Annotated in this window: 26 protein-coding genes and 3 tRNA genes; 4 read left to right on the forward strand and 25 right to left on the reverse strand. The window is 38.6% G+C overall.

Annotated elements, in window-relative coordinates; genetic code table 11:
* Positions 1–190: 190 nt before the first annotated feature.
* The 17 genes from lysS to CRI88_RS19575 all read right to left on the reverse strand — a co-directional run bounded on the left by lysS (position 191) and on the right by CRI88_RS19575 (position 19,519).
* Positions 191–1,696: a lysine--tRNA ligase gene (lysS, locus tag CRI88_RS19495; RefSeq protein WP_082673746.1), complete on the reverse strand. Its 1,506-nt coding sequence runs from the start codon at positions 1,694–1,696 to the stop codon at positions 191–193.
* A 181-nt stretch (positions 1,697–1,877) separates the two neighbouring features.
* Entirely contained in the window at positions 1,878–2,918 is a 1,041-nt protein-coding gene (gene dusB, locus CRI88_RS19500) for a tRNA dihydrouridine synthase DusB (protein ID WP_036120709.1), read from the reverse strand.
* 88 nt (positions 2,919–3,006) lie between these two features.
* Complete coding sequence (folK, locus tag CRI88_RS19505; RefSeq protein ID WP_058844493.1) at positions 3,007–3,519, reverse strand: 2-amino-4-hydroxy-6-hydroxymethyldihydropteridine diphosphokinase; 513 nt, start codon at positions 3,517–3,519, stop codon at positions 3,007–3,009.
* Complete coding sequence (gene folB / locus CRI88_RS19510) at positions 3,519–3,884, reverse strand: dihydroneopterin aldolase (protein WP_036120703.1); 366 nt, start codon at positions 3,882–3,884, stop codon at positions 3,519–3,521. The genes folK and folB overlap by 1 nt, the downstream gene beginning before the upstream one ends.
* Complete coding sequence (gene folP / locus CRI88_RS19515; protein WP_036120700.1) at positions 3,884–4,738, reverse strand: dihydropteroate synthase; 855 nt, start codon at positions 4,736–4,738, stop codon at positions 3,884–3,886. Before folP ends, folB begins: the two co-directional genes overlap by 1 nt.
* A gap of 13 nt (positions 4,739–4,751) precedes the next feature.
* Entirely contained in the window at positions 4,752–5,591 is an 840-nt protein-coding gene (gene pabC / locus CRI88_RS19520) for an aminodeoxychorismate lyase (protein ID WP_058844492.1), read from the reverse strand.
* Complete coding sequence (gene pabA, locus CRI88_RS19525) at positions 5,592–6,173, reverse strand: aminodeoxychorismate/anthranilate synthase component II (protein ID WP_089934837.1); 582 nt, start codon at positions 6,171–6,173, stop codon at positions 5,592–5,594.
* The gene (locus tag CRI88_RS19530) at positions 6,170–7,600 is read right to left on the reverse strand and encodes an anthranilate synthase component I family protein (protein ID WP_082673745.1); all 1,431 of its coding nucleotides are present in this window, start codon (positions 7,598–7,600) and stop codon (positions 6,170–6,172) included. The genes pabA and CRI88_RS19530 overlap by 4 nt, the downstream gene beginning before the upstream one ends.
* Before the next feature lie 127 nt (positions 7,601–7,727).
* A complete protein-coding gene (cysK, locus tag CRI88_RS19535; protein ID WP_036120688.1) occupies positions 7,728–8,657 on the reverse strand; it encodes a cysteine synthase A in 930 nt (309 codons plus the stop codon).
* 249 nt (positions 8,658–8,906) lie between these two features.
* Complete coding sequence (locus CRI88_RS19540; protein ID WP_036120685.1) at positions 8,907–9,878, reverse strand: peptidyl-prolyl cis-trans isomerase; 972 nt, start codon at positions 9,876–9,878, stop codon at positions 8,907–8,909.
* Complete coding sequence (hslO, locus tag CRI88_RS19545) at positions 9,862–10,743, reverse strand: Hsp33 family molecular chaperone HslO (RefSeq protein ID WP_036120682.1); 882 nt, start codon at positions 10,741–10,743, stop codon at positions 9,862–9,864. The genes CRI88_RS19540 and hslO overlap by 17 nt, the downstream gene beginning before the upstream one ends.
* 21 nt (positions 10,744–10,764) lie before the next feature.
* The gene (locus CRI88_RS19550) at positions 10,765–11,532 is read right to left on the reverse strand and encodes a type III pantothenate kinase (RefSeq protein WP_058844489.1); all 768 of its coding nucleotides are present in this window, start codon (positions 11,530–11,532) and stop codon (positions 10,765–10,767) included.
* 245 nt (positions 11,533–11,777) lie between these two features.
* On the reverse strand, positions 11,778–12,578 hold the full coding sequence (locus tag CRI88_RS19555; RefSeq protein ID WP_051891624.1) for an aldo/keto reductase: 801 nt from the start codon (positions 12,576–12,578) through the stop codon (positions 11,778–11,780).
* Between the two features lie 195 nt (positions 12,579–12,773).
* Positions 12,774–14,801: an ATP-dependent zinc metalloprotease FtsH gene (gene ftsH, locus CRI88_RS19560; RefSeq protein WP_036120673.1), complete on the reverse strand. Its 2,028-nt coding sequence runs from the start codon at positions 14,799–14,801 to the stop codon at positions 12,774–12,776.
* 278 nt (positions 14,802–15,079) lie between these two features.
* Positions 15,080–15,622 (reverse strand): hypoxanthine phosphoribosyltransferase, encoded by a 543-nt coding sequence (gene hpt, locus CRI88_RS19565; RefSeq protein WP_036120670.1) that lies wholly within the window; start codon positions 15,620–15,622, stop codon positions 15,080–15,082.
* Positions 15,623–15,689: 67 nt separating this feature from the next.
* Positions 15,690–17,096 carry a tRNA lysidine(34) synthetase TilS gene (gene tilS / locus CRI88_RS19570; RefSeq protein WP_036120667.1) on the reverse strand — a complete coding sequence of 469 codons (1,407 nt, stop codon included), beginning with the start codon at positions 17,094–17,096 and terminating at the stop codon, positions 15,690–15,692.
* Between the two features lie 29 nt (positions 17,097–17,125).
* Positions 17,126–19,519 (reverse strand): SpoIIE family protein phosphatase, encoded by a 2,394-nt coding sequence (locus tag CRI88_RS19575; RefSeq protein ID WP_058844488.1) that lies wholly within the window; start codon positions 19,517–19,519, stop codon positions 17,126–17,128.
* Between the two features lie 412 nt (positions 19,520–19,931).
* On the opposite strand from CRI88_RS19575, the gene CRI88_RS19580 reads away from it, so the two are divergent.
* The 4 genes from CRI88_RS19580 to CRI88_RS19595 all read left to right on the forward strand — a co-directional run bounded on the left by CRI88_RS19580 (position 19,932) and on the right by CRI88_RS19595 (position 20,585).
* Positions 19,932–20,006: transfer RNA gene (locus tag CRI88_RS19580), tRNA-Gly, on the forward strand.
* Positions 20,007–20,016: 10 nt separating this feature from the next.
* Positions 20,017–20,093 (forward strand) — tRNA-Met (locus CRI88_RS19585).
* A 5-nt stretch (positions 20,094–20,098) separates the two neighbouring features.
* A tRNA-Glu gene (locus CRI88_RS19590) sits at positions 20,099–20,170 on the forward strand.
* Positions 20,171–20,333: 163 nt separating this feature from the next.
* Entirely contained in the window at positions 20,334–20,585 is a 252-nt protein-coding gene (locus CRI88_RS19595; protein WP_036122369.1) for a hypothetical protein, read from the forward strand.
* 88 nt (positions 20,586–20,673) lie between these two features.
* Here CRI88_RS19595 and CRI88_RS19600 read toward each other — a convergent pair whose 3' ends face one another.
* The 8 genes from CRI88_RS19600 to spoVT form a co-directional block, all read right to left on the reverse strand.
* Positions 20,674–21,102 (reverse strand): S1 domain-containing RNA-binding protein, encoded by a 429-nt coding sequence (locus tag CRI88_RS19600; RefSeq protein WP_004229154.1) that lies wholly within the window; start codon positions 21,100–21,102, stop codon positions 20,674–20,676.
* A 134-nt stretch (positions 21,103–21,236) separates the two neighbouring features.
* Complete coding sequence (locus tag CRI88_RS19605; RefSeq protein ID WP_036122366.1) at positions 21,237–21,641, reverse strand: FtsB family cell division protein; 405 nt, start codon at positions 21,639–21,641, stop codon at positions 21,237–21,239.
* Between the two features lie 17 nt (positions 21,642–21,658).
* Positions 21,659–22,150 carry a spore cortex biosynthesis protein YabQ gene (gene yabQ / locus CRI88_RS19610; RefSeq protein WP_036122364.1) on the reverse strand — a complete coding sequence of 164 codons (492 nt, stop codon included), beginning with the start codon at positions 22,148–22,150 and terminating at the stop codon, positions 21,659–21,661.
* Complete coding sequence (gene yabP / locus CRI88_RS19615) at positions 22,147–22,446, reverse strand: sporulation protein YabP (protein WP_004229167.1); 300 nt, start codon at positions 22,444–22,446, stop codon at positions 22,147–22,149. The genes yabQ and yabP overlap by 4 nt, the downstream gene beginning before the upstream one ends.
* A gap of 146 nt (positions 22,447–22,592) precedes the next feature.
* The gene (locus CRI88_RS19620; protein ID WP_036122359.1) at positions 22,593–22,883 is read right to left on the reverse strand and encodes an RNA-binding S4 domain-containing protein; all 291 of its coding nucleotides are present in this window, start codon (positions 22,881–22,883) and stop codon (positions 22,593–22,595) included.
* Between the two features lie 4 nt (positions 22,884–22,887).
* Positions 22,888–24,348, reverse strand: a complete 1,461-nt coding sequence (gene mazG, locus CRI88_RS19625; protein WP_036122356.1) for a bifunctional methyltransferase/pyrophosphohydrolase YabN — start codon at positions 24,346–24,348, stop codon at positions 22,888–22,890.
* A 9-nt stretch (positions 24,349–24,357) separates the two neighbouring features.
* The gene (locus CRI88_RS19630) at positions 24,358–25,980 is read right to left on the reverse strand and encodes a putative polysaccharide biosynthesis protein (RefSeq protein WP_036122352.1); all 1,623 of its coding nucleotides are present in this window, start codon (positions 25,978–25,980) and stop codon (positions 24,358–24,360) included.
* A 159-nt stretch (positions 25,981–26,139) separates the two neighbouring features.
* A complete protein-coding gene (spoVT, locus tag CRI88_RS19635; protein ID WP_036122344.1) occupies positions 26,140–26,676 on the reverse strand; it encodes a stage V sporulation protein T in 537 nt (178 codons plus the stop codon).
* Between the last annotated feature and the right edge of the window lie 22 nt (positions 26,677–26,698).

Genomic DNA, 26,698 nt, shown 5'->3' on the forward strand with positions numbered 1-26,698 from the left:
TACTTCTTTTTATACTTTTTGAATTTGAAAAACATAGAACTATAAAAGTATAACCTAAATTTAATCCTCGTTTAAACAACTTAATTTTTTTATAGCTTAAAAAGAGGAGAACTCACCTATATTGTGAATTCTCCTCTTCATTCATTACTATTCTTTTATTGCTTCACGAAAAGACTTCATTACAATTTAACTATTTTGTAATATGACGCATTGTTGGGAATAATAATACATCACGAATTGATGGTGAATTTGTAAGAAGCATGATTAAACGGTCAATACCAATACCTAGTCCACCTGTTGGAGGCATACCGTATTCCAACGCTTCAATGAAATCGTTGTCCATTTCATGTGCTTCATCGTTACCAGCTGCTTTTTCTGCTAATTGCGCTTCAAAGCGTTGGCGTTGGTCGATTGGATCATTTAATTCTGTGAAGGCATTTGCATGCTCACGACGAACAATAAATAGCTCAAAACGATCTGTGAAACGCTCGTCCTCTGGATTCTTCTTCGCAAGAGGTGAAATTTCTACTGGATGACCATATACAAATGTTGGCTGTACAAGAGTCTCTTCTACTTTTTGTTCAAAGAATTCATTAATGATATGACCCACTTCATGAACATCTTTCACTTCTACTCCGTGCTCTTTTGCAAGTGCTTGCGCTTGTTCTTTTGTCATTGGCTGCCAGAAGTCTACACCTGTTGCCTCTTTTACAGCGTCTACCATGTGTACTCGTTTCCAACCTACTGCAAGGTTGATTTCATCTTCTCCATATTGAACTGTCGTTGTACCAAGAACTTCTTGCGCAACATGTGCAATAAGGTTTTCAGTTAGTGACATGATATCTTGATAATCAGCATATGCTTCATATAGCTCAATCATTGTAAATTCAGGGTTATGACGTGTAGAGATTCCTTCGTTACGGAATACACGACCGATTTCATAAACTTTCTCTAAACCACCAACTATTAAACGTTTTAAATGCAATTCGATTGCGATTCGCATATATAGTTCCATATCTAGTGCATTGTGGTGCGTAATAAATGGACGAGCAGCTGCACCACCAGCAATCGTATGAAGCATTGGTGTTTCTACTTCTAAATATCCAGAGTTATCTAGATAATTACGGATTGCACGGATGATTTTAGAACGAGTTATAAATGTTTTTTTACTATCTTCATTTGTCATTAAATCTAAGTAACGTTGGCGATAACGTTGCTCAACATCCTGTAGGCCGTGGAATTTCTCTGGCATAGGACGAAGTGCTTTTGTAAGGAACGTGAAGCCCTCCGCTTTTACTGAAAGCTCTCCAACTTGTGTACGGAATACGTTTCCACGCACTCCAACAATATCTCCTAAGTCTGCTTGCTTAAATAATTCATATGCTTCCTCGCCTACATGATCTTGACGAACATAAATTTGAATTTGGCCACCTAAATCTTGAATATGGGCAAAGCCAGCTTTTCCTTTACCACGTTTCGTCATAATACGACCCGCAATAACAACCTCTTGAAGGTTTTCTTCTAGCTGCTCTTTTGTTTGGTCTGCAAATTGCTCACGCACTTCTGTTGATAAATGTGTACGCTCAAAACGACTTCCGAAAGGGTCTTGTCCGTTTTCTAGTATTGTCGTCATTTTTTGGCGTCTCACCAAAAGTTGATCATTTAATTCTTCTATATTATTTGACACTTGTTTCACTCCTTAAGTAAATTGTCCGCGTTTACGTCCATAATATTTCTATTGTACACAATTTTAGTGCTGTAATCATCTGTTTCAATTTATTTTCAATCCAACAAAAGATGATTAATAATTCTAAAAATTAAAGTTAGCAACACAAAGGCGCCTCTTTTAAAAATACCGAGACGCCCTATACATATCACTATACAATTAATTCCTTAGCTTCTGGACCGACTAAATTAAATTCGCTCTCTTCATATTCCTGCACAAGGCCATTTAATAGCGCACGAAGGTCTGCCGCCGTTTCTGTTTGGTTAATAGCATTACGTGCTTTCCCATTACCACGAATTCCTTTTAAATACCATGACGCATGTTTACGCATTTCACGCACCGCAATTCCTTCTCCTTTTAATTGGAGAAGACGTTCAAAGTGTAGGAGACATACATCCATTTTTTCTCGAACACTTGGTTCTTCCTTTAACTCACCTGTTTCTAGGTATTGAACCGTGCGGTAAATCATCCATGGATTACCTAATGCAGCACGTCCAATCATGACTGCATCTACTCCTGTAGTTTCAAGCATACGTTTAGCATCTTGTGGTGTTTCCACGTCACCATTACCAAGCACAGGAATGTTTACATTCTCCTTCACTTGACGAATGAAATCCCAATTCGCTTTACCTTCATACATTTGTACACGTGTACGACCATGAACCGCCACCGCTGCTGCACCTGCACGCTCAACAGCTTGTGCATTTTCCACTGCAAAAATATGCTCGTCATCCCAGCCAATACGCATTTTTACGCTGACTGGTTTTTTGACAGCATCCACAACAGCCGCTACCATTTCATATACTTTATTTGGATCAAGTAACAAGCGGGCTCCTGCTTCACATTTAATGATTTTATTAACAGGGCACCCCATGTTGATATCAATAATATCAGCAGTTGTATTTTCATCCACATATTTCGCCGCTTCCACTAAAGTTGCTTTATCTCCACCAAAAATTTGCAATGACAGAGGATTTTCACGTTCATCGATATAAAGCATCCCTAATGTTTTTTCGTTTTTTTGGACAATACCCTTATCACTAATCATTTCAGCATACACGAGACCTGCTCCGAACTCTTTAACCGTTAATCGGAAAGCAGAGTTACAGATCCCAGCCATTGGCGCTAAAACCACTCGATTGTCCATGACGATATCGCCAATTTGAAACGGCTTCTCTGTTGTAAGACTCAACGTTGTCTTCCTCCTCTAAAAGCTTTTACCTATTATTTGCTATCTATTGTTAATGCTATGCATTAATCTTTCATCCACATACTATTACTTAATGCACCGTTGAAAACTCTTCAAACGGACTCCATAGGGTGATACCTTCATTTTCGCAATCCATTTGCTGCAACAGATCGTGCGCTTGTTGTAGCTGTACATCAAAGGGTGATGCTGCAATCTCTACTAATGGTACTAAGACGAATGCTCTTTCGTACATTCTTGGATGGGGAACTGTTAAACTCTCCGTTTCAATATTCTCTTGATTGTAAAGTAAAATGTCAAGGTCAATGATTCGTGGGCCCCAGCGAAATTCTCGAACACGCCCTAATTCCTGTTCTATGGATTGGCAGATCTTCAACATATCAGCAGAAGAAACATCTGTTTTTAGATGAACAGCAATATTTAAAAAATCTGCCTGATCTGTATAACCCACTGCAGCAGTTTCATAAACGGACGATACACGAACAAGTTTAATACCTTCCGTTTCCTTTAAAAGGGCAACTGCATGCTGAAGATTTTCATATCTCTCTCCCATATTCGTTCCGATAGATAAATAGACATCCTTCATCAGAAATCACCTCTCGTTACCTCAACAGACACCTCTTTGTAATAGCCATGAATTGGTGGGTCTGGTTTAATTAGTTCTACACGAACTCCTTTTACTTTATCAGGGTAGGTTGTTAATATTGCATCCGCTACTCTCACGACCAGAGCCTCAATTAGCTTAAACGGTTCCCCCTCCACAATATCACGGCATAATGCATAGACCTCTGCATAGTTCACTGTATAAGAGAGATCATCTGTTTCTCCAGCCTTGGTCATATCTACAGCAAGGGAAACATTTGCTCGAAAGCGTTGACCTAGAGTTGTTTCTGCTGCTAATACACCATGGTAGCCATAAAACTGCATGTCCTTTAAATGAATGTAATCCATCACGCTTCCTCCTTAAACAAACGTTTTCCCACTAAGACATCAGCCATATACGTAGCACGCGTCATTTCCTTTACATCATGAACACGTATCATATGACAGCCCTTTTCAATTCCATAAACCACTGTCGCACTTGTCCCTTCAAGACGCTCTTCAACAGGTAGTTTTAAGACATTGCCAATCATTGATTTACGTGACGTTGCTAATAATACAGGGTAACCCATAGCTACTAAATCCTTTAAGTGTTGCATCATAACTATATTTTGGCCAGTATTTTTAGCAAAGCCGATACCTGGATCTAAGATGATATGATGTTCAGGAACCCCCGCTTGCTGAGCGATGGCAATACTTTTCTCTAAGTCCATTTTTGCTGTCGCCCAAAAATCAACACCATAATCCATATTTTCGCGATTATGCATTAAAATAATAGGCACATGTAAATCCGCAGCAACCTGAGCAATTTCTGGCTCAGCCTTCGCACCCCAAATATCATTAATCATATGTGCCCCTGCTTCAATAGCAGCACGGGCTACATTTGCTTTATACGTATCAACGGAAATAACGGCCCTTACTTCTTTCGCTAATGCTTGAATAACGGGCACAATGCGGGCAATTTCATCTTCATCTGAAATTCGTTCATACCCAGGGCGTGTAGATTCCCCACCTACATCAATTATTTTAGCCCCTTCAGCCACCATTTTTTTCGCTTGAGCAACAGCAGCTTCTACATTGTTGTATTTTCCACCATCTGAGAAGGAATCTGGTGTAACATTGAGAATCCCCATAACAAATGTTTCTTTTGTATAGTCTAATGTAATACCATTAAGCGTTAATGGTTTCTTATATTTTTCTAGCATGTAAACGCTCCCTCTATCCTTGCTCCACTTCTTGAACAAATGCCTCATGTAAACACGAATAAATCGGCCCATTATTACCTAAAAATTGCACATTCTCTAAGCTACTAATCGGCACAAGCTCTTGTACTGAATTGGTAATGAAGCATTCCGTACTTTGTAGTAAGTCTTCTTTTGTATAAAAACCTTCTTTAACTTCTAAATCGAGTGCAGAGGCCTTCTCTATAACCCACGCTCGAATAATACCCGGTAAAATACCTGTCTCTAAGGAAGGCGTATATAGTATATCATTATTTACCCAAAAAACGTTTGATGTCACACCTTCAGCCACATAGCCCTGTTCTGTTAAAAAGAACCCTTCTTGTTGTGCCAGTGATAGCATTTCAAAGCGGCCAAGCACGTTGTTACCATAATGATGTGATTTAACTCGCAATCCTTGTTCAGGTGTATTGCGTGGCGTTGAAAGCCATTGCGCAATTTTCTCCGTCCCACGTTTTGTATTCTGAAGTTCTTTTCGAAAGATAATGACATTGGGTTGTTTATATTCTGTTGGCTGTAATCCAATATGATGTTCTCCAGCTGATACATTTAAACGGAAGTAGCCATCCTGACCGCCAGCCAGCTTGTTTAACTGTTGCACAACTTCAAGTAAAAATTTTTCAGGATAGGTTAAATGAATGTGATACTGAGATAAAGCAAGCTGTAATCTATCCATATGCTCTTCCCAGCGAAATACCTGACCTCTATATGTGCGGAATGTTTCAAAAAAGCCCAATCCATATAAAAAGCCATGATCAAATGGAGAAATCCGCAAATCCTGTGCGGCCATATAGTTTCCATTCATCCAGCACTGCATCTATTCCACTCCTTCTACATACTTCTCTATAAATTGACGCAATAGTTTTTTGCCTTGCTCTGTCATAATAGATTCTGGATGATATTGTACACCCTCTATCGAATATTCCGTGTGACGAAGCCCCATAATTTCTCCCTCTTCTGTCCAAGCGGTTACTTCTAGACATGCTGGTAACGTCTCTTTTTCTACAATAAGAGAGTGGTAACGTGTGGCCTGGAAGGGATTTGGCATACCTTTATGCAAACCCACTTCAGCATGTAGCACAGGTGATGTCTTACCATGCATAAGATGCTCAGCTCGTATGACATTGCCACCAAACACCTGTGCAAGTGCCTGATGACCCAGGCAGACCCCTAAAATCGGAATATTTCCCGCGAAATATTTAATAATGTTCAGGCTTTCACCTGCCTCATTTGGACTACATGGTCCTGGAGAAATAACAATCATATCAGGTGCAAGTTGCTCAATCTCCTCTACTGTTATATCATCATTTCGTTTCACTACTATCTCATGACCAAATTCACCTAAATATTGTACGATGTTGTAGATAAATGAATCATAATTATCAATCATTAAAATCATTTTGCTCGCTCCTCTGCCATTGCCTTTGCCTGCCACATTGCCTTCGCCTTATTTAAGGATTCCTGATACTCCCTTTCTGGCACAGAGTCAATGACAATACCTGCTCCAGCTTGAATATGTGCAACCCCATCTTTTATAAATGCTGTACGGATCACAATATTAAACTCCATATCACCTGTATAGCCGAGCCAACCGATAGAACCAGTGTATAAACCTCGTCGTACAGGCTCCAGTTCTTCAATAATTTCCATGGTGCGGATCTTTGGCGCACCTGTAATCGTCCCACCTGGGAACATTGCACGGATAACATCTGCATTCGTTTTATCTTCCGCTATTTCTCCTCGTACATTTGAAACAATGTGCATGACATGTGAATAGCGCTCAATGACCATAAATTCGTCCACTTCCACTGTTCCATAGGCTGATACTCGTCCTAAATCATTGCGCTCTAAATCCACTAACATCACATGCTCAGCACGTTCTTTCTCATTATCAATCAACTCTTGTGCCAATGCTAAATCTTCCGCTTCGGATTTCCCTCTTGGTCGAGTACCTGCAATGGGTCTTGTCGATAATTCATTGCCATGACGTTTTACTAATAACTCGGGTGACCCAGAAACTACAGCAAAATCAGGCGCTTCAATATAAGCCATGTATGGCGACGGATTAAACGCTCGTAAAGCCTCGTAGACATCCATCGCAGTCGCATTTAAGTTCTTGGACTGACGAACAGACAAGTTTACCTGAAACACATCCCCCTGTGCTATATAGGTTTGAATTTTCTTTACAGCTGCTTCAAAATCAGTTCCTGCAAATGAGACAAGCAATTCATGCTCATCATTAGCAACTTCTACAGCATTTGTTTTTTCAAATTTACGCGCCTCTAAACCAGACTGTGCTGCAACCTGCCAGTTGTTAGCCCATTCTTCCAAGTTAACGTCACTATCTTCTAGCTTCATAAGAGTAACTGTATTCGTTTTCACATCATGTACTGCCCAACTATCAAAAATATAAAAATAGATATCTGGTATTTGCAAGTCATCCTTTGCCATATTAGGAAGTACTTCAATTTTACGTGCATAATCATATGCAACAAATCCAATAGCCCCTCCTTGAAAAACAGGAAGGTCCACATTATAAGAAATTCGATATTCCGCTACAAGCTCTTCCAGTAAAGCTAGAGATTCACCTTGTAAAATTTCTTGTCTATCATTTTTCCAGTTTACTAAAAGCCCCTCCTCTACTGATTGTGCAGTAGCTAACGGATTCCAAGCAGCTATCGTAAAATGCCCTCCGCGTCCACTCTCTAAAAACACATGCGCTTGCTGTGTCTCTGTTTGCTTCTTATAGCTATAAAAAAATGAATCTGCATCCATTGTTAATGTTTTTGTAAGTATTGTTTTCAAGTTATTTTCCCCTTTAAACATGTGGTGTGATTCCATCTTAACTTGAATATTACATAGAAGCGAATATTTTTATAATTTTAATAGTGTCCGTTTTTATGCACTAAAAAGGACTCCTTTTAAAAAGGAGCCCTTACATAAAAATCTTTATTTAGTCTTCAAATTGGTATAAAGGTGTTGAAAGGTAACGCTCTCCGTTAGAAGGTACAATGGCAAGAACATTCGAACCTTTACCTAAACGTTTTGCCGCTTCAATCGCAGCATAGATGGCAGCACCAGATGAAATACCACATAGGATACCTTCTTCACGTGCTACTTTACGTGCTACTTCAAAAGCAACCTCATTTTCAACAGGGAATACAGCAGAATAAACATCTGTATCTAGTACTTCTGGTACAAATCCAGCTCCAATACCTTGAATTTTATGTGGCCCTGGTTGACCACCAGAAAGAACCGGTGAATCTTTTGGTTCAACAGCAATGATTTCAATGTTTGGATACTTTTCTTTTAATACAGCACCTGCACCTGTAATGGTACCACCTGTACCAACGCCAGCTACAAATGCATCAAGTGTTAGGCCATCAAATGCTTCTACAATTTCAGGACCTGTTGTCAGACGGTGAATAACAGCGTTCGCTGGATTTGTAAATTGTTGTGGGAGGAAGTAGCCATGCTCAGCAGATAGTTCTTCTGCTTTAGCAATTGCACCCTTCATGCCTGCTGGACCAGGTGTTAACACAAGCTCTGCACCATAAGCTCGTAATAAGTTACGACGCTCTAAACTCATTGTTTCTGGCATAACTAAAATCGCTTTGTATCCTTTAGCAGCAGCAATCATCGCAAGACCGATACCTGTATTACCAGAAGTCGGCTCAATGATTGTACCACCCGGCTTTAATGTCCCGTCTTTTTCTGCAGCTTCAATCATTGCTAGAGCTAGACGGTCTTTTACTGAGCTTCCTGGATTAAAATATTCTAATTTTACATACACAGTGCCTTCATTTTCATTTGTTGCATGATTTAATTTTACAATTGGTGTTTTACCAACTAATTCAGCCACTGAATTCGCTAATCTACTCATTTACTAATCCACTCCCAATCCCTACTATTTTTATAGGTTTTACTTATTTTGTATTTTATCAATTTTTCCATTCGATTGTCAATAAATAAAACTTATATTTTCAGAATATTTATCATTACTTAAAACGGAAAAGCCTTATCATCTGTCTACAAAAAAAGAATCTGCATCCATTGGGTATGTCACTACGAATGCCTGCAAGTTTGATCAGACTCATTTTACCCCGCAAAACTTGCAGACTCTTTTCATGTATTATTTTTCTTTTTTAGACTCTCCATAATACCAAGTAGCATTAAATTCAGACCAAAATGCTTCCGGTGTAACAGATTGCGTCAATTGCTCTAAAGCCAATTCACGCTCAATATGTTCTTTCACATCGTCATATGTAAAGGATTGTCCTTCTAATACCTCTTGCACTTGAACAATTCCATAATGACCATTATCTAACTTAAAGGCTTTACTTACCTCATTTGCCTTAAGAGATTTCACAGTATTAATAATGGTAGGGTCCACATTCTCCTGATTCTCTGTGAGGAAACCAATATCTCCTCCTAGACTGGCTGAAGCACTATCAACAGATATTTCTCGTGCCAGCACTGTAAAATCAGAACCATTTTTCAATTCACCTAGTGCCTCATCAGCAGCTTTTTTTGAATCGACTTCAATAAAATTCGTACGATAGCTTGTTTTTGTATTATATAACCCCTGATTTTCCTCATAATACTTTTCAACACTTTCTTCCTCTATCACTACGTCCTTCGTGAGTACTTTATCCAATATAAGCTGTGAACGAATTTTTTGGCGTAGTTGCTCTACTGATAGATTTTGCATGGCTGTATCAAACTTATCTTGAGCAGAACGCATTAACGCAAGTTCAAGATCTATTTCTTTATCGGTAACTTTAATTTTATATGTTTTTGCTGCCTTTTCCATTACCGATTCATTTACTAAATTTTGTAGTGTTTCTTTACCATATCGTTCTTCCATGGCAATCATCCACTCTTGGCGCGTGATCACATCCCCATCAATGGCAGCGACTTGTTCGTCGCTACCAATTTCCTGACCTTTGTTTGGGATTAACCAGCTGATGAACCATAAAATATTTCCTAATAACAGAATCGCTATGACAGCTAAAGCAGGCTTTGTCTTTAAACGACGTTGCAGTAAAGGCGTTTGGTTTGGTGTTACAGTGGTTGAAGGTCGTCGATTACGCGTTGAGCTCATCAATAAACCCTTCTAGCTCATCCTTAGAAAAACTGTATGTCTCTAGGCAGAAGTGACACTCTGCTTCCGCTCCGCCATCCTCTTCAATCATTTCTCTAATTTCCGCTGCTCCTAAACCTAAAATTGCTGCACCAAACCGCTCTTTTGTACATTGACATTTAAATTCAACTGGCATGGAATCTAAAATTTGTAGATGTCCATTTCCTAAAACAGCTTCTAAAATTTGCTCTGGTGTAAAGCCTTTTTCAATCATTTTTGAAACAGGCTCTATTGTAGCAAGATGTTGTTCAATTTCATTGATTGTTTCTTCCTCACAGCCCGGCATTAATTGAAGAATAAATCCGCCTGCTGCAAGAATAGTGTTGTCTGGATTGACTAATACACCTAATCCAACTGATGATGGTACTTGCTCAGATGTTGCGAAATAATAAGTAAAGTCTTCAGCGATTTCACCCGAAACAATTGGTGTTTGTCCAGAGAACATATCTCTCAATCCAAGATCTTTAACAATTGTAAGAAATCCTTCTGTACCAACGCCTGCTCGAACATCTAACTTCCCTTGCTCATTTAAATCAAAGTGAACATGGGGGTTTGTAACAAATCCGCGTACTTCCCCATGTGCATTACTATCAATTACCATAGGGCCAATTGGACCGTCACCCTCAATTTTAATCGTGATTTTCTCTTCACCTTTTAACATAGCTCCCATCATGACAGCTGCTGTCATTGAACGACCTAAAGCTGCTGACACAACTGGCCAAGTATCATGACGACGTTGCGCTTCACCTACTGTAGCAGTTGTACGAGCTGCAAACACACGAACTTGCCCATTAAATCCTAACCCTCTTACTAAATAATCATTCATAAATGGAATGTCCCTCATTTCCTATTGGTTACGTTTATATAGCTTATATAAACCCTTCAAAGTTAAAAACGGATCCACAACATCAATGATTTGTGTCTCCCCTGCGATTAAATTTGCTAGCCCACCTGTAGCAATAACTAATGGCTCCTCTTTACTTTGTGCTTTCATCCGGTTAACAATGCCCTCTACTTGTCCTACAAAGCCATAAAAAATACCTGCCTGCATGGCAGAAACGGTCGTTTTCCCGACAATATGTGAAGGCCGTACTATTTCAATACGCGGCAATCTTGCAGCCTGTGTATAAAGAGCCTCTGTAGAAATCGTTATACCCGGCGCGATAGCACCACCCATGTAATCGCCCTTCTCATTCAAATAACAATAGGTTGTCGCTGTACCAAAATCAACTATGATACAAGGGGCTTTATATAAATCTAGAGCTGCTATGGCATTCACAATGCGATCTGACCCAACCTCACGCGGATTTTCGTATTTAATATTTAAACCCGTTTTCACACCCGGGCCAACTACCAAAGGCTTTCTTCGAAAATATTTCTGACACATCGCGTCTAATGAAAACATAATTGGTGGCACAACTGAGGATATAATAATACCTGTAATTTGTTCAAATGAAATGCCTGCATGATTAAAAAATGAAAGAACTTGCATAGCATATTCATCCTCTGTTTTATGAAGGTCCGTCACCATACGCCAATGGAAAGCTAATTGTTCGTTGTCATCATAGACACCTAATACAATATTAGAATTCCCTGCATCTAAAACTAAAATCAAGGCTGACACCTCCCCTATCATCATTGCACCTTTCATAAACCTAACATGACAGCTACAATCTAATTGAAATGAAGATAAAATACTTTAGAAAATGATACCATACTTTTTACCTTGATTCAGCATTCATCTCCTTCCTCTAAAGGCGTGAGCGGAATGCTTACTTTATTTTTTCAGTGGATGTTCATCTATAACGATGAAAGCTTCTTTAAAAAGGAGCTCCCTAAACTAGGCAGCCCCTTTGAAAATCATTTAAAATTAAATTTTTCTGGATCTGGACCACAACGTAGACCATCATTCAATGCATCCAACTGTGTCATTTCTTGCTCAGATAACGCAAAGTCAAAAACATCAAGGTTTTCAGACATACGTGCCGGTGTCATCGTCTTTGGAATTGTGACAACATGATGCTGTACATCATAGCGTAACACAATCTGTGCAGGTGTCTTGCTGTATTTAGAGGCTAATTCTTGAATCAACGCTTCTTCAAGTAGAGAGCCATTCATCAATGGAGACCACGCCTCCACCTGTATACCCTTATCCTCACAATAGGCACGTACTTCCTCTTGTGTTAAATGTGGGTGAAATTCAATTTGATTAATAACAGGAATAACAGTCGTTTCCTTCAAAAGGCTTTCTAAATGATGCACATGGAAATTACTAACACCAATTGAGCGTACTCGACCATCTTGATAAATTTTTTCTAGTGCTTTGTAAACCTTAATATAATTTTGATCAATTCCTGGCCAGTGCACTAAATACAAATCTAAATAGTCTAATCCCATTTTCTCTAAACTGCTATCATATGCGGCAAGTGTTTTTTCATAGGAAAGACCATCGTTCCAAACTTTGGATGTGATAAATAGTTCTTCACGAGTTACTAAACCTTCTTCAATTGCGGCTTGTATTCCACGACCAACACTTTCTTCATTGCGATATACTTGTGCTGTATCAATGCTACGATAACCTTTAGCAATAGCTGTTTTTACGGCTTCTGCTAGGTCATCTCCTTCAGGTACTCGAAAAACACCATAACCAACCAAAGGCATCTTAAGTCCATTATTCAATGTTACATTTCCCACGTTAAACACTCCAATCTGTTTTCACTAACTTTACATCTTCTCTCCACCCTAAGAGCAGAGTTATATGTAACTGTCTTACATAAATATATCCTAATGCTTATTAGCAAGAAAAGGCAAAGAAAAAGACTGTTTACCTAATTTTAGTAAACAGTCTTTTCTACTTTAATCACGTTTCTCATCGATACCTTTAGGAGCATCATTTGGTTCTTTACTTTCTTTTGCCAGATTTAAAGTTGTTGGGTTAGGCTCTTTGCTAAGTAGCTCTTTTTCAACAGTTGGTTCACCAATAGTATCTAATGTTGGCTTCGCTTCAATTTTCGGAGTGCTCTCCTCAATACTTTCTACGACCTCTGGCTCTGGTAAAATACCATGATCACGTAAATGTTCGATTTCCTGTGCATTTAATGTTTCTTTCTCCATTAAAGTATTGGCAATTAAATCAAGCAAATCACGTTTCTCCGTTAGGATGCGTTTTGTACGCTCATATTGTGTATCAATAATTTTTTGCATTTCTTTATCAATTTCATAGGCTACTGAGTCAGAATAATTTTGATCTGAATTAAAGTCGCGACCAAGGAATACATTGCCACCCTGACTTGAACCAAATTGCATAGCACCAAGGTTTTCACTCATTCCGTATTCGGTAACCATAGCACGAGCAATGCTTGTAACTTTTTGGAAATCGTTATGTGCCCCAGTAGAAACTTCACCAAGAACAATTTCTTCAGCTACACGACCACCAAGAAGGCCTGCAATACGATCTAAGAGCTCTTGCTTTGTTGTAAAGAAACGTTCTTCCTTCGGTAACATAATCGCATATCCACCCGCTTGACCACGAGGAACAATTGTTACTTTGTGCACTGTATCCGCTTCATCAAGCTCAAGACCTACTACTACGTGACCAGCCTCATGGAAGGATACCAGTTTTTTCTCTTTAGCTGAGTATACTCGACTTGCTTTAGCTGGACCCGCAATTACTCGGTCAGAGGCTTCATCGATATCCGCCATACTAATCGTACGTTTACTTTTACGAGCTGCTACAAGTGCTGCTTCGTTTAGTAAGTTTTCTAAATCTGCACCGGAGAAACCTGGAGTACGTTGAGCAACTGCAGCTAAATCAACTGTATCTGCTAAAGGTTTATTACGTGCATGTACTTTAAGAATTGCTTCGCGCCCTTTTACATCAGGATGACCTACAGTAATTTGGCGGTCAAATCGACCTGGACGTAATAACGCTTTATCTAAAATATCTGGGCGGTTTGTTGCAGCAATGATAATAATACCTTCATTTGCTCCGAAACCATCCATTTCAACCAATAATTGGTTCAGTGTTTGTTCACGTTCGTCATGACCACCGCCAAGACCAGCGCCACGTTGACGACCAACCGCATCAATCTCATCGATAAAGATGATACATGGTGCGTTTTTCTTCGCGTTTTCAAATAAATCTCGAACACGTGATGCACCGACGCCGACAAACATTTCTACGAAGTCAGAACCTGAAATTGAGAAGAAAGGAACGCCTGCTTCGCCTGCCACTGCACGTGCAAGTAATGTTTTACCTGTACCTGGAGGACCGACAAGTAAGATACCTTTTGGAATGCGTGCACCGATTTCAGTGAACTTGCGATGGTCTTTTAAAAAATCTACAACCTCTACAAGCTCTGCTTTCTCTTCATCAGCACCTGCTACATCTGTAAAACGAACTTTTTTCTTTTGGTCATCATAAAGTTTAGCTTTACTTTTACCAAAGCTCATCACTTTATTACCGCCACCCTGAGATTGGCTCATTAGGAAGAAGAATAAGAAAATGATGATGATGAAAGGAATAATTCCTGTAAAGAATTGAATCCATCCACTTGTTTCTGGTGCTGCTAAAAAACTAATATTACTATCTTTATCCTTAGCAGCCTCATCGATACGGTCCATTAAAGATTGGTTTTCACGAGGGATATTCACTGTAAAGCTTTGACCCTTCTCATAACCTTTCAGTGTACCTTCAACGATGTAAACTGATTTATCAGGTTGAATTGTAGCACTTGTTATTTCTTTCTTATCTAGAGCTTGTTGAAACTCATGATAAGATAACTCTTTCGTTGGTGAATTTCCACTATTGAAAGTACCAAAAATACCGATAATCACTAGGAAAATCAGTAAATAAAATATGGTATATCGAAATATTCGATTCATCTCCAGCCTCCTCATTACAAACAGAAAAATTATAAGTAAAATCTTAACATATCATGATTTCATCATACAACGAAAAGCCCTACTTAAAAAATGTTTCGTTCACTTTTGCCGTTATCAAAACAGTTTTAGGCCATCTTTATATGTCCCAGCGTAATTGTACCTGTTCCTTGGACTCGATATAGCTGAACATTGTGTCAAGATTTTGAATTATGTTAAACATAACGAAAAATACATGACTTGCGCTGGAGGCCTTTGCATTTATAGCTGGTTTTTGTAACTTAGAAAGAATAAACTTCAGGCTTCAGTATACCAATATAAGGTAAATTACGATATTTTTCTGCGTAATCTAAGCCATACCCTACAACAAAGCCATCCGGCACTTCAAAACCAACATAGTCAGCAGATAAGTCCACTTTACGGCCTGATGGTTTATCTAATAATGTAACAATTTTGATGGACTTTGCTTTGCGGTATTTAAATAAATCTACTAAATAGCTTAACGTTAAACCACTATCGATAATATCCTCGATAATTAATACGTCACGTCCCTCAACGCTTGTGTTTAAATCTTTTAAAATTTTCACTTCACCCGATGACACAGTAGCATTACCATAACTAGAAACATCCATAAAATCCAATTCGATGAAAGAATCGAAGCGTTTCATTAGGTCTGTCATAAATGGCATTGCTCCTTTAAGCACACCAACAGCTAATGGGAATGCATCTTTGTATTCCTCTGTTAATTGTGCACCTAAATGTGCAATTCTTTCTTGCAGTTGTTCTTCTGTAATCATAATTTTTTCGATGTCGTTTTGTAACATATCGATTCCTCCTCGTGATGTATCAAAAAATTTTCAACCAATTACGGTGAAATATTTTACAAAGACCTTAGTCTACGATGAGCACTGTATCATCGTTTGGTTGCGGAGTGGTTGAAAAAAATATTCCCATACGCACACCAATTACCGCTACCACCTCATCAGATTGAGAAATCAGTAACGGCCAGCTATTTCGCTCATTTAAAGGAATCTTTTCATCTATAAAAAGGCGAGATAAGCGTTTTGGCTGATCCATTCCTTTTAACAGCATTCTGTCTCCGTCCTTGCGTGCTCGAATATAGAGCGGTAGTTGGAGTTTGCTAGCGTTAAAATAAAAAAGCTGTGCAGTATCCGTCAGCAATTCAGACGATAAATCATGCAAATTGACTACGCATAAGCGTTCACCATTTGTCAGTGTTGTCCATCCATCAGCAGCCGTAATCATTTGTTTCTCAGGAGATGTTTGGCCTTCTAATGGCTTATTCTTCTGAATCGTTAATTTCCCGTAAAGGCGAACTGCTAGAAAATCTTCAGGCAAGTGAATTTCAGCATACCCTGCTGTTGTATCACAAAGCTTTAAAATTGAAGTCAATAAAGCATAACTTTGTATCGTATTTGAATCTTTGTAAAGATAGTTTAATAGTATTAAAATGAGCCTCCTTTGTAAAGCAAGTGGTACCAATTGAAAAGCCTCAATTTCCATGCTATATGTATTTTCGTTACTTCTTATGATGGTTTGAGAAAATACATCTTGGGCTAATGTCATTAAAAAGGTATCGTCTTCTTGCAATTGCTTTGTGAAATGGGCCACCTGCTCAGTCACTCTCGGATTTTCTGCCTCCAGTAAAGGCACCACATGATGTCTAAAGCGATTGCGTACATAGGTGTCTTTGGAATTGCTAGCATCTTCTCGATAATCCAAACCTTTTCTAAGTAAATATTCCCTTATTTCAGACTTTGTAACCGTTAAAAACGGACGAATTAATGATTTGCCTTCAAAACATCGTTGAGGACGTATGCCTTGCATACTGTTCATTGTTGCATTTTTTGTAAGGGCCATTAATACTGACTCCAGTTGGTCATCCGCATGATGTGCAGTTACAAGCTTATTGGCATTTGTTTTTCTCAAGATTTCTTTGAAATATCGATACCTCTCCCTACGACAAATTAACTGTGTATTACCATTTTCCTGTGCCATAATTGCAGGTATTGGAATATCTGTAGCATGTAAGTAAACACCATTGTCGTCACAATACTTTTGGACAAATGCTCTATCTGCAGCAGAGTTTTGCCCTCTCAACATATGATCGACATGTACTGCTTCCACCTGAATGTTCCACTGCGCCTGTGTTTGGATAAAGTAATGGAGTAACGCCATAGAGTCTACCCCACCCGAAACGGCGATGAGAAGATGATCGCCTTGCTGTAATAATTGCTCTTCTTCAATAAATGTTTTGACCTTTAATTCAAATGACAAACGCTTCTCCTCCCCTTTTCGTTGTTATTTTAAGATGAATTACTCATAGAATACTGAGTTGGTCTAAAGACAGCCCATGTCGGTACAACATGCGTCACCTCTAACATTAATACTGTACAGTCATCTTCTATTTCGAAATACCCTTGGAATGATTGCATGATCGTTGTTAGCTTTTCTTGAATGGTTTTATTTGTACTGGCAACCTGCTGTGCAAAAGCTAAAAATGTTTCCTCTTGCTCATCCCAATCATCTACACTTGAAAACAGGCCATCTGAGTGCATTAAAATAACGTCTCCTGCCTTCAGTTTTCTTTTTTCAGCTTCTACTGTTGAAATAGATAAAAATCCTACAGGTGCTGCATTACTTTCAACTTTCAGCACCTCTTTTCCACGTAAAATATAGGTCGACATACCTCCAGCCTTCCACGACCACAAATCACCATGCTGTAAATCAACAAGTGCAAAATCAAGTGTTGCATACATATCATCCTGTTGCTTTAATGACATAACATAATGCAATGTATGCATCGCCGTTTCCGGATTCATATTGTAATTAAGACACTCTCGCATCAAGTGGATCAATTTTCTACTTTCATGTTGTGCTTCTTTATTTTGCCCCATACCATCAGACAGCAAAATGGCAAATAGTCCTGGATGCAATTGGAAGAGGGCATGAGAGTCTCCAGAATATAGTGTTGCATCTTTCGACATGCTATATATATCATACTCTACTTCAAAGCTAATAGCTGATCTAAAGCATATTTGAACATGACGAAACGGTATTTCACAGGCTATTACTTTTTCTATTTCAAAAGGTTCATCGAAAATCTCATAAAGAATTGGCAGAATCATGCGTTCAGCTAATGTTGTATCTTCCTCCCAGTTGACACGTGCTGGTGCTAAAGCACAAACAATCTTTCTTGCACCTGGCTTATTGCTAAGCACATCTAGTTGAAAACATTCAATATTGGCATCCTTTAAGCGTTCAGCAATTTCCTTTTCTACACTAACAAACGAAATTGTATCCTCCTTCATCTCAGCGATTAACTGGTTTAAATGGTTACTCATATCACGAAGTTGCAGGGCAATCATTTTTTTACCATGAAAGTACTGCCCATTAATGCGTTCCCTATAAAGCTCTGTATCTAATTCCTCGAAAATCTTCGTCGATTTTACGCATTTATACCGTATTTGTTCTTCTACACGATGAATAGCTGATTCCTTGCCTACTCCTTTCATATGAAACCAGTCTGTCACAAGCTTGTCCATACCGTTATTTTTAGCACCCCAGCAATGTTCATAGCGGAAACAGCTTAAACAAGTGTTCATTGGAGATACTTCCTTCGCAGCTTCAACTGGAGCCGTCATAAAGCGATCAAATACAAGCTCCTTCATGAATTGTACAAAATGCTGAAAATGCTCTAATTTATACGTTACATGTTCGGTTAACCAATTCTGTCGTGCCAGTAAAATCTCCTCACGTTGTGGGAAAAGCTTGTCCCTCACCCTATCTGAATATTTCTTTGGGATCGTTAGAAAAAGAATGCTCCCGATGGCAATGGAGGTAAAATACACGCTATCTAAAGGCAGTGTGGCGTCATAAAATAAAAAAAAGACACTTGGCAAAATACTACCGATCGCAACACCAAATCTACCACCTTTAGCTCCCATTCCTGCACACAGCCCCGTTAAGGTCGCAACTGAAAGCATCCCGGTAAATGAAAGCTTAGCAATACCGATAAGAGTTCCCAGCACTGCTCCGATTACTGTTGCTAATGGGACACTGCCAACCAATGCACCAAAACAGATAAAAAGCTGCAATAAAAAAATGGGGAGTGAGAAATAGCTAATCACAACTGCTTGCATCCCAGTAAGCATGGCAGCAAACACGACTAATCCAGAGCCTAGCTTCTCATATGTCCAATGACTCGTAAACCATTCATACGAGTTAACAAATAGCACTTGCATAAACAGCGTCATAATAAGAGCTAGAGCTGCCTCACAGCCTACATAAAATTGTACAAGCACTGGTGGTAAGCCTTGATACATCACCCCTTGCCACATTATTTGTACCAGTAATACAGCTAAAGACACCGCAATACTTTGGGGCAACTGCCAGTAACGGAAACGCATGATACATTCATACATAACAATTTGTAACGCTAGAATGAAGACTTGTCCAAAACCAAGGAAAAAACAACCTGCTAAACTACCGAATAAAACGAATTTGGCATACTCCCTATACTTTGTTCGAATAATGGCCCAAAAAGGAACTGAGAACGGTACAGCTGCTTCAAATACAACAGATTGAGCTAAGAAAAAGGCGGTTAAAAAAAAGAGAGAACCTATTAGGATCTGCTTCTTTTTCATACCGATCTTTTGGTCATCTACATTCGTTGTATTATACCATTCAATACTTGTCATTTAATTATCCCCTTTCCGCACTTTTGGTTATTATAAAAAATTATGTGCGGAAAGATTGTCTGACGTTGACAGAAAAAAATATAAATATTTCGACTAATAGCTATTCATAAATACGAGAATTGGCAACAATTTCTTTCGCAACAGCCTAACATTCATGAAAAACGTTGAAAAATCCACTTATAAAAACAAAATTGTAATGACTTGCTATTCATCTTAAAGCTTAGTGCGAGGGCATTCTATGAGCTATCAATCACTTTATTCAACTGTTACCACGATACATTTCTACGTAAGAACAAAAAATCCGCTAAAATACTCTTCTATGCTAGTTTTTACGAAATATATTTTTTTAAAAAACCTACTTGACACTAGCACGTTTGGCTTGTATTATTTAACTTGTTGCTTAAACGACTGTGCGGAAGTAGTTCAGTGGTAGAACACCACCTTGCCAAGGTGGGGGTCGCGAGTTCGAACCTCGTCTTCCGCTCCATATAGTAATTGGCGGCCTAGCTCAGCTGGCTAGAGCGTACGGTTCATACCCGTAAGGTCGGGGGTTCGATCCCCTCGGCCGCCACCATAGTAGGCCCGTTGGTCAAGTGGTTAAGACACCGCCCTTTCACGGCGGTAACACGGGTTCGAATCCCGTACGGGTCATTTCAAATAGGCGCCTCAGAACTAAATTCTGAGGCGCCTATTTTTATTGTAATCTATTTTGTCACTATTCCCATCTATCCGTCTGTTCATTTATAGCTATGTGACTGCGTATAAAAATATGGCATACTAAAGAAAAGAGTGTTTTTTAGGAGGTTAAATTCCCTTGAGTGCATTAACAAAAGCCGCGTTAATTTGCGGAAGTGGCTCGATGATTATTCTTATTTCAATTCTTATTAATTTACCTTTTTTTGTTCAAATAATCCTATTACTTTGTGGACTTGCCGTGAGTGTATATGGTGTTTTCTTACTTGTCAAAATGGTTACTCATCCAGTGGAGAAAACATCCATAGCTTCTGCCGATGAAAAAACAATAAACCCCACAAAAAAGAAAAAGAGACCTTCTTCTACTTTGTAGGTAAATGAAAAAAAGGGATTAGCTTTATTAAAAAGCTAATCCCAACTCTATTTCATACACTTTTTCTACGATTAAAACAGTCAGCAAACTACCCTCTTCTAGCTCCGCGACCTCCGCGTTTTGATTCTGTAGCACGTTTAAGTGTTGCTAGACGTTCATCACTATCTTTTAAGAAGCGTGCCATTTTTTGCTCAAAATTTTCTTTTGGCTGGTGGCGTTCGTTACGATCATTAGAACGATTATCACGACGTGGACGTGCTGGACGTTCTGGTCTCTCAGCTTGAGGCTTTGCTTTACGGATTGAAAGACCGATCTTCCCGTCCGCTTCAACATTCATCACTTTTACTTCAACTTCATCTCCAACTTTTAGATGCTCATTGATATCTTTTACATAATTGTCAGCAACTTCACTAATGTGAACTAAGCCTGTTTTGCCATCTGGCAGCTCAACGAATGCTCCAAAATTTGTGATTCCTGTTACTTTACCTTGTACCTTGCTGCCTACTTCAATTGACATAAAAAAAATGCTCCTCCTTAAAAATTAAGCGACTCATTTGAGCCATGTAATCAATTTAATCAAACCTTTTATTGCATTAAGCTTCTCTTTTCATTATATATAACAATAAAAGAGTGTCAACAATACACAGCTTTTCAGTCGTCTTTTTTATCTTCCTTATCTGGAATGATAAAAATAATCTCACCTTCATCAGATAAGTAATACTCTTTTCTTAATAGCTTTGCGATATATTCATCATCCTGTAATTGTTTGATTTTAAGATTTAATGTATCTTGTTCTTCTTTCAATTCAGTGAGATGCTGATTCGCTTCTTTCTTTAATTTCTCTTTTGCTGCTAAAGTTTCATTTTGATGTGATAGCACATTTAAGAGAAGAGCGATAATAATGACTGGTACAATCGCAAAAAAGACAATACGACGCAATTTACGTTTACGAGCCTGCTGTTTGCGATTTATAGCTCTATCCGTGTTACGGACATAGTCATTATCAAGCTTCGTGAAATTTTGTTGTTCATCATCTGATGAATGACGTCTAGTCATGCCCGCACCTCCGAAAATTATTGTTGCTTTCTATTATACTTCAAATATCGTAATTTTTTAAAAAAAGTGTAGGACAAATAGGAATAAATTTTGACAAAAGGTCTTATAACAAACATTACTATATTTATGAATAGCTGCAAAATTTGTCGAATAACAGCGACTATGAAGCGTACAATGAACCAGAAGGGTCTCCAAGTTATATTCACCACAATTCTAGCAATGAAACGTAAAAAATTTTGAAATAACGATTGATACAAAAAAATTCCGGCTATTTGCGCTAGCGGGTCATAAGCCCGCCAAGCGCCGTCTTTTAGCCAAAATAATAAATAGTATGTCGCTCCCCCAAGTAGAATCCATGTTATTAATTCAACAATCATCATCCACTTTCGAAGGCTTGACCTTTTTGGAGTTGAAAAAACTACGAGCCTTACACTATCAATAATGAAACCAACTGCTATACCGCTCAAAACCATGACAATTAATTGATATAATTGTTCACTAACAATCATCCAAATAACTTATGAAGGAAACCTTTCGAGAAGCCACTTTCCTCCTCGTCGTACTGTAAGGTTTTTACAGTTCCTTCAAGCGTCAATAATCCTTTATCAACATCTAAATGAACGATATGCAGTTCTTCTCCGCGAATTAACAAGTGCCCTTGGGACGTCTTAATGAAAAACTCTTCCTGATCAAAGCGTTCAATTGATTTTACAGAAGTCATGTCCATTCTTTTACGATTACGAATCGTTAAAATATGCTCTCCAGATGGAATTGTGTAACGATTACTTTCTTGATGTAGCGTCATTTTTTTCCTCCTTTAGTCGTCCTAGCTTCTGTTCACTTTATGCGGACAACCTTCAAAGCATGACAACTTTATTTAAGTTGTGTAATACTTTCATCCACAAAAGAAAGGTGGGACAACATTAGGAGGTTTAAAAAATAAATTTAACTTTAATCCTCATCATCAATAAATTCAGGTTCAACCTTTTCTAGTCTTTCTTCCTTCAAAATGGTAAACATTTTTGCGGCATCTTCTTTTTTCACTGTATCACGTAATTCTTCTACACGTGCAGTCACTATTTTTTGACCAAAACGAATAGCTAGCTCATCTCCTGCTTTTACTGTACTACTAGCTTTCGCTACCTTATCATTGATTGTGATACGACCTTGATCTGCCACCTCTTTCGCTAAAGTGCGGCGTTTTATTAAACGGGATACTTTTAAAAATTTATCTAGTCTCATCTTTTTACTCCTTTTCTAGTCGCTTTGCTTCATTCCAAAATGCATCTAATTGCTCTAATGTAAAATCGGAAAAAGACTTTCCACTGATCTTTACCTGTTCCTCTACATAACCGAAACGTCGTGCAAATTTTTCATTTGCATGTAGCATAGCCTCTTCTGGTGACAGTTTGTAGAAACGCGCTAAATTTACTAGTGTAAACAACACGTCACCAAATTCATCCAAACGGGATGCATTAGAGCCTTTCGTTACTTCCTGGCGAAATTCCTGCCACTCCTCATCAAATTTATCCCATGCCCCATCCACATCTGGCCAGTCAAAGCCCACTTTTGCAGCTCTTTTTTGGTAATTAAATGCTGTTTGTAATGCAGAAGAGGCTCTATACTCCTCGTCTAATAGTGGTTTATCGCTAGTACCCTTTTCTTCAGCCTTAATAGCCTCCCAATTGGCCACAACATCGTCCGCATCTTCCACTGCAACATCACCAAAAACATGTGGGTGGCGGCGAATCATTTTTTCACTAATGGAAGCTAACACATCTTCAAGTGTAAAGTAACCTTCATCTTCTCCAATTTGTGCATGTAAAAATACTTGTAATAGCACATCACCAAGTTCCTCGATCATTGCAAAATCGTCCTCAGCATCTATAGCAGCCAAATATTCATGTGCTTCTTCGAGTAAATATTTTTTTAACGACTCATGTGTTTGTTTTTGATCCCAAGGACAGCCATTTGGACCTCTTAGCGTTGCAATAATCTGACGGAATGTTGTCCAATCTTTTAATGCCTCTTCTTGCGATTTGACAGGTGGTACATAGACTGTTGTTAAATTATTAACTTCTACACTTTGATCGAGTTCATAGAGAGGTACCGTAACAATCTGTTCTTGTGCAGACCCTGCAGCCGTCACAACCGTCACAGGGTACTCGTCATCATATTTCTCCATCAACGTTAGCTTTACTTCCGAGGCACTAAATGTATCGTATACTTGCGCGATCAAAATATGTTGACGCATGTTAATGTCATGCATTGAAAAGCCGGTACCATCAAGCAATTGAAAACCTTCTATTGGATCAATTTTTAATGCACCAAAAATCGGATCTATGAAACTCTGACCGCCCTCAATGACTAACTTAATTTTGCCTTCATCCGCTGCTGCAATAAGCAGTTGCACTGTCTGTTCTGCAACTAATGGATGGCCTGGCACAGCATACATAATATCCTCAACAGCAGCAGCTTCAATAAGTGCATTTGCTATTTCCGCATAGACAGGCTGGAATGCATCATGTTTTTCATATACTTTATCAAAGCTTTCGAATTTAACACCCTCTGCTGCTAATTCCTCTAATACTGGGTGATCTATCGTACGTACATATAATTTTTTAGCAGCCTTTAATTTTCTATAAACACCCATTTGCAGCTGATTAAAATCCCCTGCACCTAAGCCAATAATTGTTAAAGTTTTCAATATTCACACCTACTTCTTTGAATTGAGCCAAAGTTGGTAAACAGCCATTCTACGTCCAAACGGCAATAAATACCACTCTTTCTCCATTAATACTCGTTTCTTCGCAATGACAGTCAGCATAACAAATGCCCCTATGGATACAGCTGTTAAACCCGTCACCATAGCTACCATACGTGAAGACAGTGAATGGCTTAAGATTGCCGATACAAACTGTAACCAGACAAGTACAACGACTGCCATACTGAAAGATGCTGTCCCAACTTTTTTATAAAAATCGACAGATGCTAGCTGAATGCCAGTCAATGTTTTTAAATAAATAATTAGTAAAATCGCTGTTAATAATAATCCTATATCATTTACGATAGCCGCTCCTAATACACCTAACCAACCGATTAATCGTACATTCAGTATCATTTTTAGCAGAAAACCTAGCATTAAAAATAGAGCTGGCTTTTTTAATTTTCCATAGCCTTGTAAGATCGCTGTAAATGTAAGAATAATCGATAATGGTACAATTTGGAATACATAGACGATTAATACTTCGGATAAAGTATTCGTTTTGAAAAGCATTTCATTTAAATACGGCATAACTAGCATTAAACCCAAGGCTGCAGACCAGCCGAATAGTATGGACGCTTTGTACGTTAATTGTATAAATGGAACTGCACTGCGCCCCTCTTGTTTTTTAGATAAATGAGCAACAAGCGGAACAATAGCAAGCGACAATGAGGATGCAATGACAACACCTAGTTGAACTAAAGGTTGTCCACGATCATAAATACCTTTTGTTTCCTTCGCCATTGTAGGATTCATACCATTATCAATTAATGCTGAATATATCGTAAACGAATCGACAAGCTGATATCCAAGTAGTAGAAGACCGCTCATACTGACACTTAAGCTTAGCCATGTCACCTCTTTAACAATGGGCAAACTTGAAATAGGATGTAGTTGTAGTTTAGTTAGCTTTAGCCCAAAACGTTTATATGAGATATAGGCAAGTAATAACAAGGCCGTAATTTCACCAATTACAGTACCAATAACAGCCATTTCACCTGCACCATAAAGGGATTTAGTAGTCGTCATAATGATAAATGTTCCTGCTAAAATAACAGTAACTCTTACCGCTTGTTCGAGGACTTGGGCATAAGCAATCGGCTCCATAATGCCTCTAGATTGGAAGCCACCTTTTAAAATAGCCAATGCTGGCATAACCAATACTACAAATGAGCCTGAGCGAATCAATGGTGCTAATTGAGCATCTCCCATCAATTGGGCAATTTTTTCAGCTCCTCCAAATAAAACAGCAAAAAACAGTAGCGATAACACCGTCAAATACCGGAAAACCACACGCATAATAGTGCTTCGTCTTTGATTACGTTCTATTGTATCAACAATGCAATCATTATCTGCAAGCATTTTAGAAATGGCTATAGCAAAGCCACTAGATGTCCAAACAACGAAAATCGATATAACTGGATATACCTGTTGATAGATATAAAAGCCTTCATCTCCAACTAGATTTTGAAAAGGTACACGATAAATTGCACTAAGAACCTTTACAATAAGAGCCGCTATTGTCAATAAGGCGGCACCCTTCATGTAGCTTTTCATGCCAAAACGTTGCGACATAAATTGCCCTCTTTCCTTCTTAACAATGCCAATAGTATAGCATATCTCAAAAGTTTGACGCGCTAAGGAGCTATACTGTTCCTATATTGACCAATCTTTATGTACGCAAAAAAAGTTATTGTTCAGCCTTAAAGGTCATCGCAATAACTTTTCCATGCATCAACTATTCATTTGTTTAGCTAAGAAGTTTGCAGCTGTTTCCACTACTTTTACCTCTACTTCACCGACAAAATGTACTTTAGATAAGGCAATAATGCAACCTATCGGATCACCGTTCACCATAATAGGTGTCGCACAATACGATTTCACTTGCTCATATTGCCCAGGGACAATTTCAATCGTTGTCTCCATTTTTTCTATTTTTGTTGAGCGCTCTTCCATGAAGCTCTCCGCAAAGGATGTAATGCGACGGTTAATATATTCCTTTTTACCAATCCCTGCAACTGCGATTACCTCATCGCGGTCAGTGACAAATGCTGGTGTTCCTAATGTTTCATAAAGTGTTTCAACATATTCTCTTGCAAATTCACCCAAATCATTGATGGGCGAATATTTTTTTAATATGACTTCACCTTCACGGTCCGTATAAATTTCAAGCGGGTCGCCTTCACGAATACGTAGCGTCCTACGAATTTCTTTCGGAATAACCACACGCCCTAAATCATCAATACGACGAACAATTCCTGTTGCCTTCATTCTAATGCCTCGCTTTCGCTAC

This window comes from Lysinibacillus fusiformis, from assembly GCF_002845985.1.
Lineage (GTDB): Bacteria > Bacillota > Bacilli > Bacillales_A > Planococcaceae > Lysinibacillus > Lysinibacillus fusiformis_D.

Bases quoted from the DNA above. Each gene is read 5' to 3' on its own strand.
- ftsH (WP_036120673.1), bottom strand. From the start codon at position 14,801: ATGAATCGAATATTTCGATATACCATATTTTATTTACTGATTTTCCTA.
- cysK (WP_036120688.1), bottom strand. From the start codon at position 8,657: ATGAGTAGATTAGCGAATTCAGTGGCTGAATTAGTTGGTAAAACACCA.
- yabP (WP_004229167.1), bottom strand. From the start codon at position 22,446: ATGACGCTACATCAAGAAAGTAATCGTTACACAATTCCATCTGGAGAG.
- CRI88_RS19575 (WP_058844488.1), bottom strand. From the start codon at position 19,519: ATGACAAGTATTGAATGGTATAATACAACGAATGTAGATGACCAAAAG.
- CRI88_RS19555 (WP_051891624.1), bottom strand. From the start codon at position 12,578: ATGCCTTTGGTTGGTTATGGTGTTTTTCGAGTACCTGAAGGAGATGAC.
- CRI88_RS19600 (WP_004229154.1), bottom strand. From the start codon at position 21,102: ATGTCAATTGAAGTAGGCAGCAAGGTACAAGGTAAAGTAACAGGAATC.
- CRI88_RS19630 (WP_036122352.1), bottom strand. From the start codon at position 25,980: ATGTCGCAACGTTTTGGCATGAAAAGCTACATGAAGGGTGCCGCCTTA.
- pabC (WP_058844492.1), bottom strand. From the start codon at position 5,591: ATGCAGTGCTGGATGAATGGAAACTATATGGCCGCACAGGATTTGCGG.
- folB (WP_036120703.1), bottom strand. From the start codon at position 3,884: ATGGATTACATTCATTTAAAGGACATGCAGTTTTATGGCTACCATGGT.
- hslO (WP_036120682.1), bottom strand. From the start codon at position 10,743: ATGAATGATTATTTAGTAAGAGGGTTAGGATTTAATGGGCAAGTTCGT.
- CRI88_RS19605 (WP_036122366.1), bottom strand. From the start codon at position 21,641: ATGACTAGACGTCATTCATCAGATGATGAACAACAAAATTTCACGAAG.
- folK (WP_058844493.1), bottom strand. From the start codon at position 3,519: ATGAAGGATGTCTATTTATCTATCGGAACGAATATGGGAGAGAGATAT.
- spoVT (WP_036122344.1), bottom strand. From the start codon at position 26,676: ATGAAGGCAACAGGAATTGTTCGTCGTATTGATGATTTAGGGCGTGTG.
- pabA (WP_089934837.1), bottom strand. From the start codon at position 6,173: ATGATTTTAATGATTGATAATTATGATTCATTTATCTACAACATCGTA.
- CRI88_RS19620 (WP_036122359.1), bottom strand. From the start codon at position 22,883: ATGAGACTAGATAAATTTTTAAAAGTATCCCGTTTAATAAAACGCCGC.
- CRI88_RS19540 (WP_036120685.1), bottom strand. From the start codon at position 9,878: ATGAGCTCAACGCGTAATCGACGACCTTCAACCACTGTAACACCAAAC.
- folP (WP_036120700.1), bottom strand. From the start codon at position 4,738: ATGCTAGAAAAATATAAGAAACCATTAACGCTTAATGGTATTACATTA.
- CRI88_RS19530 (WP_082673745.1), bottom strand. From the start codon at position 7,600: ATGTTTAAAGGGGAAAATAACTTGAAAACAATACTTACAAAAACATTA.
- hpt (WP_036120670.1), bottom strand. From the start codon at position 15,622: ATGTTACAAAACGACATCGAAAAAATTATGATTACAGAAGAACAACTG.
- yabQ (WP_036122364.1), bottom strand. From the start codon at position 22,150: ATGATTGTTAGTGAACAATTATATCAATTAATTGTCATGGTTTTGAGC.